The organism is Nostoc sp. FACHB-280, assembly GCF_014697615.1.
In the GTDB taxonomy this organism is placed as follows: domain Bacteria; phylum Cyanobacteriota; class Cyanobacteriia; order Cyanobacteriales; family Nostocaceae; genus Nostoc_B.
Genome location: NZ_JACJSD010000059.1, coordinates 21662 through 37293, shown reverse-complemented (window position 1 = coordinate 37293; position 15632 = coordinate 21662). Strand labels below are relative to the sequence as shown.

Here is a 15632-nt window from a genome sequence, read left to right as displayed (position 1 = left end):
ATCAATTGAAGACCTAGAATATTTATTACATCAACTCTTAAATGAAGGAGCGTTAATTATTAAATGGGGACGAAAACTCAAAAATAAAGGCGATACTATTATCACAATTTAAATGCACAAGAGCTTACTTCTGTGTTCGATGATGAAAACTCTGGTTTCAATCCCTAATAGGGATTAGTTTGAATTGCAATAAATCACCAGAAGACAGGAAGCTGCACCTGTGCGTTTCAATCCCTAATAGGGATTAGTTTGAATTGCAATACTTCTGTAGGTGGCACAAAATTAGGATTAGGAATAGTTTCAATCCCTAATAGGGATTAGTTTGAATTGCAATAATCCTAAAAGCTGTAGGGTATGGGTTGCTGCCGTTTCAATCCCTAATAGGGATTAGTTTGAATTGCAATGATACTACGATTGACTGGGGCAACGCGGATCTTGAGTTTCAATCCCTAATAGGGATTAGTTTGAATTGCAATTTGCTCAGAAATATATTCAGCATCCGGGTTTTTTGTGGTTTCAATCCCTAATAGGGATTAGTTTGAATTGCAATCTGAATCTGCTCTGTACTCAAACCATTTACTTTCGGAGTTTCAATCCCTAATAGGGATTAGTTTGAATTGCAATCTGGCTGTTATTCACCTTACTTGCTGGATTATGGGATAAGTTTCAATCCCTAATAGGGATTAGTTTGAATTGCAATTATCCTTTATTCCTAGATACAGGCATCGAAGGTTACTGGGGTTTCAATCCCTAATAGGGATTAGTTTGAATTGCAATAACTTTGCCGTAAGTTTTACTGGAATCAACTACTAGTTCATAGTTTCAATCCCTAATAGGGATTAGTTTGAATTGCAATTACTCCCAAGTCAGCCGCCATTTTTTTACCCAAAGTGTTTCAATCCCTAATAGGGATTAGTTTGAATTGCAATGATAAATTCATCTTCTAGCATTGCCCCCGTGCCGTTTCAATCCCTAATAGGGATTAGTTTGAATTGCAATTCTTGTAGTGCTGTTAGTGTGTCTTCCTTGCGTTCTTCGATGTTTCAATCCCTAATAGGGATTAGTTTGAATTGCAATAAATAGATGAAAATAGGTTATTTTGAAAAGGCGCACTCACCGTTTCAATCCCTAATAGGGATTAGTTTGAATTGCAATTTTAGTGTCACGGTAGCGACGACTCTGCCCATCGTGTTTCAATCCCTAATAGGGATTAGTTTGAATTGCAATAGCGGGAGCCGGAAAGTCTTTTGCTATGAAGTTTTCAAGGTTCGGTTTCGCAGATTGACTGATTATAACACCCGATAATGTCAAGTGATTGACGCTAAATCTCCAAAACCTATACTGTGTAAGGTGCGCGGATGATTTTAATTTATTTTTTCGGCAAAACCTGATGCTGCAAGGAATACAGCCATTTTGGTGAAACCCTAATTTTTTACACCTATCCATTCGCGCATTTGGTAAAATTTAGCTTTTACTTTTGCCTTTTGACTTTTTACTTTTGCCTTTTGAATTTTGCCTTGTTGTACTAGTTAATCAAATTTTCTAATGCTGTTTGCAAGTCTTTGGTTAAATTACTGGCTGCTTGTCTGGCTGCGTGACGGTTGTTTTGGGACTTTTCCCAGCGTTCGGTAACAGATATTGGTTCACCGACGGTAATTTTTACTTGGCGCAAACCTAAACGCGGTCTTCCTGGTAATGTGGAGTTTTGAATCCGCGTCAGCATATCATACATTAATAATGCAGTCTCAGCGAAGCGATCGCTAGTCGGTTGTTCTTTGAGATAGTTTTCGGTAATGGCGACAAAACTTTCTACTATTCTCATGTGCTGCATTCGTAAGTCGGCTTCTTCGGCAATCCAATCAGCTAATCCGCGTTTCAAGGGTGGTAGGCTATTAATATCAGGAATGTCGTCTCGATAAATATAATTCCAACCAGCTTCTTCTAAACGCCGACACCTATCAATAAAGTTTCCTTGGGCGGGAACATTAAAATATTGTTCGGCAATTTTTAAACCAGTATCTAATAAACGATGCAGCCGCGTAATAAATGGTTGATTTGGGATTTGGGGTAAATCTTGATGATAAAAGCGGCGATAAAATTCTTCCATTTCGGTGATGAGGTGTTCACCCAGACGACAAATGCGTTGATGATAAATTTCGGACGGGTTGTCAATTTGTGACGGCGAAATTGACTGGACTGTTAAACCGCTATCTGCTTCTAATTTACTTAATAACCAGTTTATTTTTGCCCAAGGTGGCTGGACGTAACGATATTGAATAGCAACTGGTACTATAAATACTGTTTCAGGGCGATCGCTTTTTTGCAAGTCTTCCACACACCAAAAACCTAATTGCGCTACACCCGGTTCTAACGGACTCACGATGCCACTATGACCATTTGTACCACCTTCAGGTGCAACGGCGATCGGTATTTTCCCATTCGCAAATAAATCTCGCGCTGTTTGAATAGCCAGCTTGTCAACTCGTCTCCCCCGCCGCACAGGAACACCACCCACGCGGGAAAATAGCCAACCCAGCCAATTTCCCGCCCACAAAGTCATTCCGCGTTCATACATAAAGTGACTATGAATCGGTTCTTGTAAGTTAATCTGATGCTGACGTGCTGCTTTGGGAACCAAGCGTGACAGCAGATACAACATACATAAAGGATCTTCGACTTCTGGGTGACGAAATGCTATCAAAAAGCGGATTTTGCCGGCTTGGAATTGTTGATAAAGTTCCGCTAATATCTCTGCATTCTCCGCTTCGATTTTAACCACACCAGCCGTTAACCAAGGTCGAGTCCGAAACCGCAAAATAAATGGCAAGCACCACCGCATCATCTGGAGTATTAGCGGGTTAAAATTTTGGGGAATAAATTTTAGTGGTGGTTGAGTGGAGTGGATTGATTTAGGCAAGCTGTTCTCCAGATGATATTTGTTGCGATTGTACAATATGAACTTTAGCAGGACTTACACAAAAAAGTCGTCTGTTAAGAATGGGTGTAAGGGTGTGAGGGTACAGAGGGGTAAGGCTTTTGAACATATACACCCTTATACCCCTATACCCTCTCTCCAAATCTTGATTTTTTACCAACCACAGCCGAAAACTCACACTCAACAGCCGTGAAGCCTTATGTCTAAAAAACCGTCTCCCAGTTTTCCCTTTAACAACAGTCCCCATTCAGATAAATGGCAGGAAAGAACTAACCAAGTAGCTTATCGCTTCAACCGCCAATATCAAAATCAAACTTTTGAACTACCGCCAGAGGTACAAGCATTGCCAATATATCAAGAATGGCAAGCGGGTATCTTGGCTGGGAGGGCGGTTTCTCCGTTTTGGGAAATTGCTCAACCGCAGAAAAATCAACATTGTTTAGATATTGGTTGTGGTGTCAGTTTTTTGATTTATCCTTGGCGTGATTGGCAGGCATTTTTCTATGGTCAAGAAATTAGTAACATCGCACGAGATACACTTAATTCGCGTGGTTCTCAGCTAAACTCCAAACTATTCAAAGGTGTAGAGTTAGGTGGAGCGCACCGTTTAAATTATGCCTTAAATCAATTTGATTTAGCGATCGCCACCGGCTTTAGTTGCTATTATCCCCTGGAATACTGGAATATTGTTTTAGGAGAAGTCCAACGAGTATTAAAATCTGGGGGACATTTTGTCTTTGATGTCCTCAACCCCCAACAACCTCTAGCGGAAGACTGGGCGGTGTTAGAAACTTATTTAGGTGCAGAAGTATTTTTAGAACCTCTAACTGAGTGGGAAAAAATCATCAAAGCCGCCGGGGGTAAACTAGTTGCACAGCAATCAGGCGAACTATTTGAGTTATATAAAGTCAAGTTTTAAAGTGCTGAGTCACGTACACTGAGCGAAGTCGAAGTGTACGTTATGAGTGGAGGAAGACAAGGTAGAGGGGGTAGACAAGGTAGAAAGATTACTTCCGTGTCTCCCTTGTCCCCCGTGTCTCCCTTGTCCCCTCTTACAACTTCCAGCTTATCAACTTAGCATACACATAAGCGATCGCTTCACTAATAACTACCCGCACACCTTCGCTAGAACTCCACCATTTTTGCGGATCATAGTTTTTAGTTTTAGCCGAGATAATTCCGACTTGAATTTTGGGAGCAAATATATTACTAAATATCAACCAACTTCTCCGCCCATGAGCATCAATTGTCAACAAATTAATTGACTCAATTGGTAAATTTTTCTCTGATATATATTGCAATAATGCCACCGCCGAAGCGTTAGTTCTATCTTTAGCCACACTCGGCGTAGGTACAATAATCAATTTATCTTGCGGAACACCCAATTTAGCCAATGTCAAAGCTGCAATTTCGGCAAAATTTTGATATTCCGCCAGATAAAATCCTTGTTCTACTTTTGAGCCAATGGTAATGATTTGGCGATAAGAACCATTTTTAAATTCTCCGGCTGCTTGTTCTAAAGCATAATCACATATCCAGCCATCAATAACGAGTGTATCTGCTGATTTAATGGGAGCAGTTAAGGCGAGAAATGAATGTAAATTCTGAATTACAAAGAATAGATTACCAGCCAAAACAGTCAGACATAACAACCATCCCTGCGCCGTAAGAGTCCAAATTTCTTGACGTTTGATTAACCACATTAAACCTTAGCTGAACGTTGGGCTTTTAAATAAGCAAATACAGATTTATCCCCAATATCGGCGGGAATTGCTTGCACAGTTTTCCGCAAAGCAAAAACTAAAAATAAAGTTGCCCAAACTCCTAATAACATTTGTTCTACTTGAAGTGGTAAAATCCCGACCAAATGTCCTAATAACAGCAAGGGAACTGTGAAAGTTAAAACCTTTGTTTCCAGTCGATTAAAACAAAAAGCTTCTTTAAAATAAATGCCTGTCAAGGCTGCGAAGGTAAAACCGATACCTAAAATAGTCAATGGGTTTGAGTAGATAGTCACAGCAAAAGGTTGACTGTCGAAATGAGCAAAAATAAAAGCAGAAATACTCCCAATTAACCAAAAGACTTGTAAAACTCGGTGCAGCAAAGCCATGTAAATATGAATAGTCAACAAACTCACACCGAGAGCTAAACTAAAGCAGGTATACAAAGGAGTAATTGCTTGGATGGTAGTCGGGTTATTGTAAAACAATGCCAAAACAGTCCCCGCCGCAAAGCTGAGTGCCGCTACCATTAACGCAGTACGATAGATAATTACGCCAGTGCGATCGCTTTGATCAATGGAAAATTCCCCAAATTGCCCTTGATAAACTGGTGATGGAGATACAGTTTGCGTAGTCATAGAAAAACAGTGATAAGTTAGCAGTAATCTCAGTTTCTAGTCTAATAGGACTTTAAACAACAATGCTTTTGGAGAAGGTAAAGGTGTTCAAAACTCTTACACCCTTACACCCTCAAACCCTTACACCCATTCTTAACAAACTTTGTATGTAAGTCCTAATTTAATAATTAATCACCTCTAAAGTATCTTGATAGCTAATTTGCAACTGTAAATTTGCATTCCCGCCATTGATGGCGATTTCTACCCAGCCATGACTACCAACTAAGGCAACAGCTTCCCCAACTTCGCCATTACTGTAAGTTTCACATCCTGGTATTGTCAACCCCGCAATCTGCACGTACCAAGTTTTACCTTCCACGTAACTTTGAGGAATATTGCTGATTAAATTGCCAAAGTGATCTATATATTGAATATGTCCCAACACACCACGGCTAGTTGTTTGACATTTGCCCATACCTAGCTGTAACAAAGTTGTGGGATTGATTTCGTTTCCCAAATATTTCAAGGGAACACCACTAGCCAGATTAGCGCCCACAGGTGCAAAAATATCTCTACCATGAAAAGTGCGGCTAGGTTGGGGAGTTAACCAGTAGTCTGGGTTTGTTAGTTCCACGGCTGCGACTGCGGGAGTTTGACTGAGTACACCGCTAAATATGCCATTATCGGGGCCGACTAAAAACCCTCCAGCAAATTCTACTGCGATCGCCCTCCGGTTTCCACCCACCCCCGGATCTACCACTGCTATATGTACTGTTCCATCGGGAAAGTAGGGATAAGCATTCATTAAGCAAAATCTAGCAGCAACAAGATTTTGTGGCGGAATTTGGTGTGTTAAGTCGATAACCCTAATTTCCGGGTTAATTTGAGCAATTATACCTTTCATCACCCCGACATAAACATCGCGATCGCCAAAATCGCTGAGTAATGTCAGGTGCGATCGGGTATTTATTGCCTTTTCTGCCATAAACATACAATATTCACATATATTAAGATATACATTTCTGTAGCAACAGCTACAAAATATGTGCTATATTAGCAATACTAAACAGAAAAAATCATAAAGAGGGAAATAACTATGAATCAAAATAGACTACAGGCTATGAGACAAGCTAAGGAAGCCCACAGACAAAACCTCAGAAAAAGCTTGGAACACCGCTTAGAAGTAGCCAAAGCCCAAGGTAACGAAAAGCTAATTCACCAACTAGAAGCCGAAATGAGATACATCGGCTAAGTCTGGTAAAGCAAGAGTTGACTGTTTATAGTTTTGTTGTGTGGAAATCCCCGCTTCGGCGGGTTTTTTGTTGAGTACTGTACACTGAGCGTAGTCGAAGTGTGAGTGCTGAGAGGGGGTAGACAAGGTAGAGAGGGTAGACAAGGTAGTTGAAACATCGTTTCTCCCTTGTCTCCCTTGTCTCCCTTGTCTCCCTTGTCCCCCTTGTCCCCCTTGTCCCCCTTGTCTCCCTTGTCTCCCTTATCCCCCTTGTCCCCTCACTTCACACTTCATCCCTTTGGCTTATATGTCGAAGCAACGTGCAGTTCTTTTAACTGCTTCGCATCCACCCCAGAAGGTGCATCTGTTAACAAGCAACGGGCTTGTTGTGTCTTCGGAAAAGCAATCACATCACGGATAGATTCTTCCCCAGCAAGTAACATCACCAAACGATCTAAACCGTAGGCGATACCACCATGTGGCGGTGTACCGTATTCAAAAGCTTCTAAGAGGAAACCAAATTTACTTTGTGCTTCTTCTGGTGACAAGCCAATAGTTTCAAACACCTGTTCTTGAATTTCTCGCTGATAAATCCGCAAACTACCACCGCCAACTTCAAAGCCATTAAATACCAAATCGTAAGCTTGGGCGCGGGCGGTTTTTAAGTCGTGCAAATCATCGGGATGGGGTGCAGTAAATGGGTGGTGTAATGCTTCCAAACGTTTTTCGTCAGCATTCCACTCAAACATCGGGAAGTCAACAATCCATAACAAATTGAGTTTATCGGGATTGATTAACCCAAATTCTCTAGCAGTAAATTGCCGTAATCTGTCTAAAGTTTTGTTAACAGTACCAACATCACCAGCCGCAAACAATAACAAGTGTCCCGCTTCTGCACCTGTACGGCGGAGAAGTTCGGCTTTTTGTTCGGCGGTGAGGTTGTCTTTAATCGCGCCGATGGTGTCAATTTCCCCATCTTCCCTAACACGAATATAGGCTAAACCTTTCGCACCGGCTTCACTGGCTTCTTTGAAGATGTCGCCGCCTGGTTTAATGCGGACGTTAGAAATTTTGTCGTTACCGTTGGGAATGGGCAGAATTTTGACAATACCACCGTGGGCGACAGCATCCTTAAAGACTTTAAAACCAGAGTCTTTGAGAATATCAGAAACATCGACTAATTCTAAATCATAGCGAGTGTCGGGTTTATCGCTACCATAACGTGCCATTGCATCAGCGTAGGTTAAGCGCGGGAAAGGATGGGGTAAATCGATTCCTTTGACAGTTTTGAAGATATGACAAACAAGCTTTTCGTTGAGTTCGATAATTTCTTCTTGAGACATGAAACTCATTTCCATGTCTAATTGGGTGAATTCTGGCTGTCTGTCGGCGCGTAAATCTTCATCCCGGAAGCAACGAGCAATCTGATAGTATCTGTCCATACCGGATACCATCAAAATTTGTTTAAATAATTGCGGTGATTGGGGTAAAGCAAACCATTCGCCAGGGTTGACACGACTGGGTAAAACATAGTCCCGCGCACCTTCGGGGGTGGAACGAGTCAGAACAGGTGTTTCAACTTCGATAAAATTTTCTGTGTCTTCCAAATAGCGCCGCATGGCTTTGACGACTTGATGACGCAATTGCATATTTTGCGCCATGCGATCGCGCCGTAAATCCAAATAACGGTATTTTAGTCTTAAGTCTTCCCGCACCGATTCGCTATCAGCACTGGAAACCTGGAATGGTAGCTGCTTGCGGACTGCATTTAACAAGGTAATTTTATCCGCGTAGATTTCTACTTCACCTGTAGGAATGCGGTTATTTAGTGATTCTTCGGGACGTTGCGTTACTCTGCCGGTGATTTCGACGACGTATTCATTCCGCAAAGCATTGGCTTGCTCGTAGGAATTGGGGGTGCGTTGCGGATCGCTGACAATTTGGACTGTGCCAGAGCGATCGCGTAAATCTAAGAATATCACGCCCCCATGATCGCGGCGACGGTCTACCCATCCGTACAAGGTAACAGTTTCTCCAATATCTTCTTTTCGGAGTTCGCCGCAATAGTGAGTTCGCATAGTAGTTAATCTGTTCTTCTGGGCTAGATGGGGCAGTAAAAGTCAAAGCTTTCCCATTATCTAGCATCAATAGTATCTGATTGAAGAACAGATCGCATGATATTTTAGCAGGAAGCAGGTGACTGGTTACAGGTGAGAGGTTACAGCTTGAAAGCTCTCAATTTTCAGCAATAGCCAAGTTAGTGAGAACTTCCACTGATAATCAACCTCAGACATCAACGCATTTTGCTCTCTGTCACCTATAACCTGTAACCTGTCACCTGCCATATCATTTACCGATATGTGAATTATGTGGGCTATGACTAGCCCAACAAATTTAAAATTTCATTGCAAGTCTCCTGTGGTGTCTTGCCTTTTGTGTATACAGTAAACTTTGCCAGAAGATAATTTGAGGGATGACTCAGAAAGTGTTCATTAATGTTGGGATGGCCATCAGGGATATATTCATTGCGATCGTTTAAAATTTGCAGCGACTCCTGTAAATCAGGTGATGGTAGCAAAAGAATCACATAAGGTAATGGTTCTAAAACTTTTTCTACTCTTTGAAATAAAGAAGTATCCTCGTAAACAGAATGGCCTGCACCAAAATCTATCACACAGTTTTTATATTCTGATAATAATCTTTCTACTGCATAAGCTTCAAAAGGTTTCCAATATTGGCAAAGACTCCATAAGCCTCCCGTTTCACGTTTCTGTTTTGCTAATTTTTCATCGTAGCCAATTTCTCGATAATATCCCAGTCTTAGTTCATCCATTGAGCATTGGGGAATACCAAGCTGATTTGCTAATAATTCACCAATAGTAGATTTACCAGCACCCATAGGGCCAATCAAGATAATATCTGATACCATATTTTTTGAAGATTAAAAAATTAGGCGTTGCCAATTAATAGTTGAAGAAATTTCTGTCTCCATAAAAATCTTCATCTAATAATTGTTCTAAAATATTTTTCTTCTAAACATGATTAAAAATATAGCTCGCGCTGACTAAGTACGCAATCTTGAAGGTATAAATTAATTAATTCTTGATAAGAAATACCTTTTTCTTCTGCTTTCTTTTGGAAAAATTCAATTACCTCAATGCCCAAAGGTAAAGTAACTTGTTGCTTTAGCTGTTTAGCATAAGGATTAGGACGACTTTTCATATTAGCAAGGTCATATTCTGGTTTCATTCTTTTATCCTCGATATTGTTGACTTTCTTTTTGAGTAGCCTTTCGTGCAGAAATAATTCTGATTATAGATTCTTGTTCTCGGAAACAATGAACAATTAGTAATATTCGCATTTTTGAGCTTCTACCCAGCAATAAAAACCGGTCTTCAGCCTCAGAATGATCTTCATCCCAGAATTCAATTGCATTATCATCATAAAATACTGATTTTGCTTCTTCAAATGAAACACCGTGCTTTTTTTGATTGATTTTATTTTTTTCGTTATCCCACTCAAATAATAATTGATTCATGTTTAGTAAATTATTTAGTTTTGTAGTCAGGTATTTTAAGGTAATGGCAATGAGCATTAGAGAGAATAAAATTAGCCCTAACACACCATTACCATACGGTGATTACAAATAAATTTAACCAAATATTGACCAAAATCGGAATGTTACGCTGTAAATTTGTATATAATTTCAGTGATAAAGCTTAGTGACGGGTAGTAAACTGTTGCCGTTGATTTCTAAATTTTTGGGTTTGGGTTAAAAAAACGGGCAGACTTTCCAGCCTACCCTATAAGAAATTTATCAATTAACTAAATTAATGATTACGAGGGGCGTTGAAAGCTTCCCAAGCGGCTTTGGCTGCACTTTGGAGGCGATCGCCAAAATCAGCAAATTCTTTCCACAGTAAGTGCCAGTTTTTCTCGGCTTCTTCTTGAATTACAGCCCAAGCATTTTCTAGGCGATCGCGTTCAATGAGTTTTTCGCCTTCAATGGCTTGGCGTGCTTGGCGCACAGCATTTAAATAAGTTTCGCGGGTAAGAGTTCCGGCTGATTCTGCTTCAGCTTGGGCGCGTCTTTTAAGTGCTTCGATTAAAGCTTTGGTTTCGTTCTTCACTTCATCAGTCTCCCCAGCCATTTCTGCTTCGACCATTTCGTTAGTTTGAGAACTGATTTCTACAACTACAGTAGATTCGATTGATTCAAAATTATTACCAGTCATAGTTAAAATCTCCTCAGAATTAACTTTCCAAACAAATGACTAATGACTAATACTTTGTAGACAGTTGTTGTTCTAATTTCAGCAATTGTTCAACTCGTGATTCTGTGTCAGGGTGACTAGAAAACAAGTTACCCAAAAACTTGCCAGAGATAGGATTGATAATTAATAGCGGTTCAAAAGCTGGATTAGCATCTAAAGGTAATTGTCGTGCTGTAGCTTCCAATCTTTGCAAAGCACGGGCTAATGCACGGGGATTACCTGTTAATTTCGCAGAACCAGCATCAGCAGAAAATTCTCTTGTGCGCGATATACCTAATTGAATTACCGTTGCAGCTACTGGTGCTAACAATACAGTTAACAATATTCCTAACGGATTGCCACCTCTATCATCGTCCCGTGAACCACCGCTAAACCACAAACTGTAACTTACCATTTGTGCGAGGAAAGAAATAGCACCTGCGATCGTTGCAGCTACTGCTTGGGTTAAGGTGTCACGATTGATAATATGCGTTAGTTCGTGGGCAATCACACCTTCTAATTCGTCTTCTGGCAGAATATTTAAAATACCTTCAGTTACAGCCACAGCCGCGTGTTCAGGATCGCGTCCTGTTGCAAAGGCGTTAGCAGTTTGACCAGGAACGATGTAAACTCCCGGCATTGGGATGTTAGCGCGTGCAGCTAATTTTTCCACCATCCGATACAGCCCTGGTGCTTGAGCAGCACTTACTGGCTGGGCGCGATATACTGCTAATGCAATCTTATCTGATTGATACCAAGAAAATAGATTAGTTACTGCTGCTAAACCAATACCTATAATTAAGCCGCTAGTGCCACCAAATACCCAGTAACATATCGCAATTAATAAGCCACTGAGCGCACCTAACAAAGCAACTGTTTTAAATTGATTTCCCATATTTATGCTCTCCTATTAATGCTGTATTAAGCTTTTCTCAATCACAGCATTACTTAAGCCACACATAGATTGTATCCACCCAAACAGGTATTTATCAGGTAGAGATTGCGCCCCCATTCTGTACGGTTATCCTACTCAAGTCAGCAAATAATAACTTATTTGAAAACTAAGAAATTTAGTGTTTAGTTAATCAAGCTAGAACTTTAAATTAAACTATTAATTAAAGGAAAAAGAGTAATTAATACTCAATATAGTTACAGAATAATTCAGGGTGGTAATTTTATTCGATTGGCGGATATTTCTCCCCACTGATTGCATTCTGATTCCTGACTTCTGACTCCTGACTTCTTCAATAATTGTTCTTCTCGACACTGTAGCGAAGATGGTGTCAAAATTTCCCTGAGTTTCCTATGCTGGAGATAGACAGCAAGGAAAGCGGCATGACCAGTCAGAAAAAACCATCACAAACTCTCAAAATTGCTGTAGTTGGAGATATTCACGACCAATGGGAAGTGGATGATGCCATTGCACTCAAGCACTTGGATGTGGATCTAGTGCTATTTGTGGGAGATTTTGGCAATGAATCAGTGGAAGTGGTGAGAGCGATCGCATCCCTGGATATCCCCAAAGCAGCAGTTATGGGCAACCACGATGCTTGGTACACAGCTACAGAATGGGGACGGAAAAAATGTCCCTACGATCGCACAAAAGAAGACTGGGTGCAAGAACAACTAGATTTACTGGATACAGCCCATGTCGGTTACAGCCAGCTAGATTTTCCCCAATGGAATTTAACCGTTGTAGGCGGTCGTCCTTTTACTTGGGGAGGCCCAGAATGGAGATTTGCCGATATCTGCAAAGAACGTTATGGCGTAGCAAATTTTGAAGAATCAGCCGCTAAAATTCTAGGGGCGGTTAAAAGTGCGGCTGGTGAAGCAATTATTTTTTTGGGTCACAACGGGCCGAGTGGATTAGGCGATCGCCCCGAAGACCCTTGTGGTAAAGATTGGCATCCCATCGGCGGCGACTTTGGTGATCCTGATTTTGCCGCAGCTATTTCTCAAACTCTCACCATCGGTAAAACCATTCCCCTTGTTACCTTTGGACACATGCACCATAATCTCCGCCACACCAAAAAAGAGCTACGCAAATCAGTGTTTAAAAGTCCAGAGGGTACAATTTACTTAAATGCAGCCAGCGTCCCCAGAATTATCGAAAATGAAGGACACAAGCAACGGAATTTCTCGATTGTTCACTTAGAAGCAGGAGTAGTTACAAAAGCGGCTTTAGTTTGGGTAGGCCAAGATTTTCAGATCATCTCAGAGGAAATTTTATATGCTGGTTCACCCAGTGAATCTTAGACATTTGCTGTGAGTAGTGCAACCTGCGTAGATGTAAGATATAGTATTATCTGTCAGCTTTTTGGCTCACCAAAGACCATCAGGTAAGCAATAGCTAGACAGTTTTACTGGAGAGGTGGCAGAGTGGTCGATTGCGTCCGACTTGAAATCGGATGAACCGAAAGGTTCCGGGAGTTCGAATCTCCCCCTCTCCGTTGTTTGAGGTACTTATCGCCCTGTTGGTTGGCAAAGGGCAAGAGTCAGCAATGTAGTAGCCCCAAGTGCAGCTATTGTGCGGATATGATTCCAGAATGTCCAGTCGCTCAGATATTTAGCCCATACATTTGCGCCCTCGATGCTATCTGGATTAACGATCGCCAAGGCATCATTCAGAGGTACATTAAAGGCGATCGTCACCCCAACAGTGCCAATTAAGTAGATTAGGCTGCCAAACAGGCAGTAAGCTGCACCGGGTTGATGTAACTTAGAAAATGAAGCGATCGCCAAAACCAGACAAGCCAAAGCTGTGCCGAAAAGTGCCACCATAAACAACGGATTGATCGCTGTGATATTGATCGCCTGCATAGCGACAATGCCTGCTTTTGGTTGAAGTCGAGCCAGTGCATTCATCACAAAAGTCGAAAAGGCAAAAAATACTCCTGCTACTAATCCACAGCCCAAGGTAGCGCCAAGTTTGAATGCAAAAGGCAAGTGGTCAAAATTTGTCATAAACACTCCTTCAAAGGCATTCCCTTGAGCTTAGAAAAATCTGGAACCTATCCCACTAAGTAGGTCGGTGTAAATAATTGTTGTTGTAATCAGGCAGGAAGCAGGGGTGCATACAATACGGTTCGGATAAGGAACTTACTTGTCAAGGTAAGCAAGGGTGCAGGGGTGTAGGGGTGCAAGGGAGAATTGACAGTACCTCTCCCCTGCCCCTCTGCTCCCCTGCTGCTTCAACGAAGAGATATCTTAACCGAACGGTATTGAGACCGCTACTAGTCTTCTGGCCAAAGCTGTAATTCATACTTGAATTGGACAACCTCAAAGTTAGAATCATCAAAGTAGTAATGACCCTGAGCTTGAAATATGCGCTCAAAAAGTTCTGAAATGCTATTAGCAATAATTACAGGAGATTGAAACTGATTGCTCTCTAAAATGGGCTGTCCCAAAATTATGTGACATTCGCTTTTGAGCGTATCACAGAAGTAAGCAATGCAGCGACCATCTTCAAGATCCATCAGATGAGTTGCATAACAGGTACAAGAATTTGGTTGAGAAATTTTGTAAATTTTATGGAAACTATATTGAGGAATTTGCCAAAAATGGCCGCTATTAGGGTAAAGTGTCGCGCCATCGAATCGCTCTAGCATTTCAATATGTTCTTTAGAAACTGTTTCGGAGAAGTGGCTTTTATGAAAGTCAGACCAGTTAATTGGCGGTTGTGTCAGGTGCTGCTGTTGAACTTTGTTGAGTAACTGTGCAAAATCGTTGTTACGTTCACGCACACCCCAACCAATTTCAGGTTGTAAAGTTTGTGATTGAGAATCTTGACGAACGCCAATGAAACCAGCGATTAGTTCTAAAGAATATTCTTTCGAGTCTGCCAATTGAAGACGAAATGAAGCTTGAGAGATTCCTAAAGGCAAGCTATCAGTACTAATACCGTGAGTTTCGTGGCTAAACGGTTGTTCGGAGGATGATTCCCCGTTAGGTAAGGAGCAGCGATCTATTTCCAGAACAGGATTTCTGACTGAGGGAGCTTTAGTTACTGAATGTTTAATATAAGGAAACAAATCGCTCAACCAGCCAGTAATTAGTTCACCGCCATAAACAGCTTGAGGCTTGTAGATACTGCGCCAAAACAAGAGTGATGGTCTACCTGAAGCAGTTTCTACAAACTCTTGACAGATTGGCATTAAGCGAGCAGTCCACCAGTCTAAGTCATACTCAGCCATGACTTGGATGCGATCGCAAATACTTTGCCAATCTTCTACAGTACCCAGCAGCGTAATCTCAGGAATGCCACAGATACAAGTCATTGCGTAGTCAAAATACTTTTGGAAGGTATTCATCATCACGACATGACTGGCTGTGCGAGTGATGGGTGTCGTAGTACTGAAGTTACATTCCAGCAATCGATATAGGTCAGAGCCTACGTTGTCGCGGATCAGTAATGCCCAATTTTGGATTGCGTCACTCCAGTCCTGGGATTTCTGGGGGATTTGTAAGGTTTCAACTACTAGTTCTTGCTTACCTTGGTGATGCACAAAACGCGAACGCAAAGTTTCTGCATGATTGTTAATATGTTGAGCAAATCCTTGAGCTAAAGTTATCCAAATGATGTCAGGTGTTAATAATAACGGATGGTGTTTGCTAAAAGCCGCATGAACAGCAAACGCCAACGAATGAGTACCTTTATCTTGAAGTACTTTAAACGTATCATTATGGCTGAATGCCAGAACTTGTTCTCCTAAATGCTTCTCTAAATGTAATTTGGCATTTTCAGTGGGTAATTGTTTCTGAGCTTTTTTGACATTATCAACACAAAAGCGAATATTTCCGACAGTTTGTTCCAAGATAGGTGCAATTACTGACATAAGCTAATTCTGGCTAGATTTTAGTGTTAGGGACTTCCAA

Annotated in this window: 15 protein-coding genes, 1 tRNA gene and 1 CRISPR repeat array; of the genes, 4 read left to right on the top strand and 12 right to left on the bottom strand. The window is 41.2% G+C overall.

Annotated elements, in window-relative coordinates; all coding sequences use genetic code 11:
- Positions 1–154 precede the first annotated feature (154 nt).
- Positions 155–1227: a CRISPR direct-repeat array (repeat unit 37 nt; unit sequence GTTTCAATCCCTAATAGGGATTAGTTTGAATTGCAAT).
- A gap of 298 nt (positions 1228–1525) precedes the next feature.
- Entirely contained in the window at positions 1526–2917 is a 1392-nt protein-coding gene (locus tag H6G75_RS28845) for a 1-acyl-sn-glycerol-3-phosphate acyltransferase (RefSeq protein WP_190983324.1), read from the bottom strand.
- Between the two features lie 217 nt (positions 2918–3134).
- Between H6G75_RS28845 and H6G75_RS28840 the strand changes: the two genes are divergently transcribed.
- Positions 3135–3854, top strand: a complete 720-nt coding sequence (locus H6G75_RS28840; protein WP_190983323.1) for a class I SAM-dependent methyltransferase — start codon at positions 3135–3137, stop codon at positions 3852–3854.
- 133 nt (positions 3855–3987) lie between these two features.
- Here the strand turns inward: H6G75_RS28840 and H6G75_RS28835 are convergent, their stop codons facing one another.
- The 3 genes from H6G75_RS28835 to H6G75_RS28825 all read right to left on the bottom strand — a co-directional run bounded on the left by H6G75_RS28835 (position 3988) and on the right by H6G75_RS28825 (position 6258).
- Complete coding sequence (locus tag H6G75_RS28835) at positions 3988–4638, bottom strand: ElyC/SanA/YdcF family protein (RefSeq protein WP_190983322.1); 651 nt, start codon at positions 4636–4638, stop codon at positions 3988–3990.
- Positions 4638–5294, bottom strand: coding sequence for a DUF2301 domain-containing membrane protein (locus H6G75_RS28830; protein WP_190983321.1), 657 nt, complete (start codon positions 5292–5294; stop codon positions 4638–4640). The genes H6G75_RS28835 and H6G75_RS28830 overlap by 1 nt, the downstream gene beginning before the upstream one ends.
- Positions 5295–5454: 160 nt before the next feature.
- On the bottom strand, positions 5455–6258 hold the full coding sequence (locus H6G75_RS28825; RefSeq protein WP_190983320.1) for an S-adenosyl-l-methionine hydroxide adenosyltransferase family protein: 804 nt from the start codon (positions 6256–6258) through the stop codon (positions 5455–5457).
- A gap of 111 nt (positions 6259–6369) precedes the next feature.
- On the opposite strand from H6G75_RS28825, the gene H6G75_RS28820 reads away from it, so the two are divergent.
- On the top strand, positions 6370–6525 hold the full coding sequence (locus H6G75_RS28820; RefSeq protein WP_190595201.1) for a hypothetical protein: 156 nt from the start codon (positions 6370–6372) through the stop codon (positions 6523–6525).
- A gap of 269 nt (positions 6526–6794) precedes the next feature.
- Here H6G75_RS28820 and aspS read toward each other — a convergent pair whose 3' ends face one another.
- The 6 genes from aspS to H6G75_RS28790 all read right to left on the bottom strand — a co-directional run bounded on the left by aspS (position 6795) and on the right by H6G75_RS28790 (position 11652).
- The gene (gene aspS / locus H6G75_RS28815; RefSeq protein WP_190983319.1) at positions 6795–8582 is read right to left on the bottom strand and encodes an aspartate--tRNA ligase; all 1788 of its coding nucleotides are present in this window, start codon (positions 8580–8582) and stop codon (positions 6795–6797) included.
- 302 nt (positions 8583–8884) lie between these two features.
- Positions 8885–9433, bottom strand: coding sequence for a shikimate kinase (locus H6G75_RS28810; protein WP_190983318.1), 549 nt, complete (start codon positions 9431–9433; stop codon positions 8885–8887).
- A gap of 113 nt (positions 9434–9546) precedes the next feature.
- On the bottom strand, positions 9547–9753 hold the full coding sequence (locus H6G75_RS28805) for an antitoxin (RefSeq protein WP_190983317.1): 207 nt from the start codon (positions 9751–9753) through the stop codon (positions 9547–9549).
- Between the two features lie 4 nt (positions 9754–9757).
- Positions 9758–10042 carry a BrnT family toxin gene (locus H6G75_RS28800; RefSeq protein WP_190983326.1) on the bottom strand — a complete coding sequence of 95 codons (285 nt, stop codon included), beginning with the start codon at positions 10040–10042 and terminating at the stop codon, positions 9758–9760.
- Positions 10043–10334: 292 nt separating this feature from the next.
- Positions 10335–10739, bottom strand: a complete 405-nt coding sequence (locus tag H6G75_RS28795) for a hypothetical protein (RefSeq protein ID WP_062294910.1) — start codon at positions 10737–10739, stop codon at positions 10335–10337.
- 46 nt (positions 10740–10785) lie between these two features.
- A complete protein-coding gene (locus tag H6G75_RS28790) occupies positions 10786–11652 on the bottom strand; it encodes a zinc metalloprotease HtpX (protein WP_190983316.1) in 867 nt (288 codons plus the stop codon).
- A gap of 440 nt (positions 11653–12092) precedes the next feature.
- On the opposite strand from H6G75_RS28790, the gene H6G75_RS28785 reads away from it, so the two are divergent.
- Both H6G75_RS28785 and H6G75_RS28780 read left to right on the top strand, forming a co-directional pair.
- On the top strand, positions 12093–13013 hold the full coding sequence (locus tag H6G75_RS28785; RefSeq protein WP_190983315.1) for a TIGR04168 family protein: 921 nt from the start codon (positions 12093–12095) through the stop codon (positions 13011–13013).
- Positions 13014–13122: 109 nt separating this feature from the next.
- Positions 13123–13207: transfer RNA gene (locus tag H6G75_RS28780), tRNA-Ser, on the top strand.
- Between the two features lie 13 nt (positions 13208–13220).
- Here H6G75_RS28780 and H6G75_RS28775 read toward each other — a convergent pair.
- Together H6G75_RS28775 and H6G75_RS28770 are read right to left on the bottom strand one after the other, a co-directional pair.
- Positions 13221–13721: a DUF1772 domain-containing protein gene (locus H6G75_RS28775; protein ID WP_190983314.1), complete on the bottom strand. Its 501-nt coding sequence runs from the start codon at positions 13719–13721 to the stop codon at positions 13221–13223.
- Between the two features lie 269 nt (positions 13722–13990).
- Complete coding sequence (locus tag H6G75_RS28770) at positions 13991–15592, bottom strand: DUF4419 domain-containing protein (protein WP_190983313.1); 1602 nt, start codon at positions 15590–15592, stop codon at positions 13991–13993.
- Positions 15593–15632: the final 40 nt, after the last annotated feature.

What these genes read in the sequence shown, in the direction of transcription:
- H6G75_RS28840 (WP_190983323.1), top strand. Translation starts at nt 3,135, where the DNA reads ATGTCTAAAAAACCGTCTCCCAGTTTTCCCTTTAACAACAGTCCCCAT.
- H6G75_RS28835 (WP_190983322.1), bottom strand. Translation starts at nt 4,638, where the DNA reads ATGTGGTTAATCAAACGTCAAGAAATTTGGACTCTTACGGCGCAGGGA.
- H6G75_RS28830 (WP_190983321.1), bottom strand. Translation starts at nt 5,294, where the DNA reads ATGACTACGCAAACTGTATCTCCATCACCAGTTTATCAAGGGCAATTT.
- H6G75_RS28825 (WP_190983320.1), bottom strand. Translation starts at nt 6,258, where the DNA reads ATGGCAGAAAAGGCAATAAATACCCGATCGCACCTGACATTACTCAGC.
- H6G75_RS28820 (WP_190595201.1), top strand. Translation starts at nt 6,370, where the DNA reads ATGAATCAAAATAGACTACAGGCTATGAGACAAGCTAAGGAAGCCCAC.
- aspS (WP_190983319.1), bottom strand. Translation starts at nt 8,582, where the DNA reads ATGCGAACTCACTATTGCGGCGAACTCCGAAAAGAAGATATTGGAGAA.
- H6G75_RS28810 (WP_190983318.1), bottom strand. Translation starts at nt 9,433, where the DNA reads ATGGTATCAGATATTATCTTGATTGGCCCTATGGGTGCTGGTAAATCT.
- H6G75_RS28805 (WP_190983317.1), bottom strand. Translation starts at nt 9,753, where the DNA reads ATGAAACCAGAATATGACCTTGCTAATATGAAAAGTCGTCCTAATCCT.
- H6G75_RS28800 (WP_190983326.1), bottom strand. Translation starts at nt 10,042, where the DNA reads ATGAATCAATTATTATTTGAGTGGGATAACGAAAAAAATAAAATCAAT.
- H6G75_RS28795 (WP_062294910.1), bottom strand. Translation starts at nt 10,739, where the DNA reads ATGACTGGTAATAATTTTGAATCAATCGAATCTACTGTAGTTGTAGAA.
- H6G75_RS28790 (WP_190983316.1), bottom strand. Translation starts at nt 11,652, where the DNA reads ATGGGAAATCAATTTAAAACAGTTGCTTTGTTAGGTGCGCTCAGTGGC.
- H6G75_RS28785 (WP_190983315.1), top strand. Translation starts at nt 12,093, where the DNA reads ATGACCAGTCAGAAAAAACCATCACAAACTCTCAAAATTGCTGTAGTT.
- H6G75_RS28775 (WP_190983314.1), bottom strand. Translation starts at nt 13,721, where the DNA reads ATGACAAATTTTGACCACTTGCCTTTTGCATTCAAACTTGGCGCTACC.
- H6G75_RS28770 (WP_190983313.1), bottom strand. Translation starts at nt 15,592, where the DNA reads ATGTCAGTAATTGCACCTATCTTGGAACAAACTGTCGGAAATATTCGC.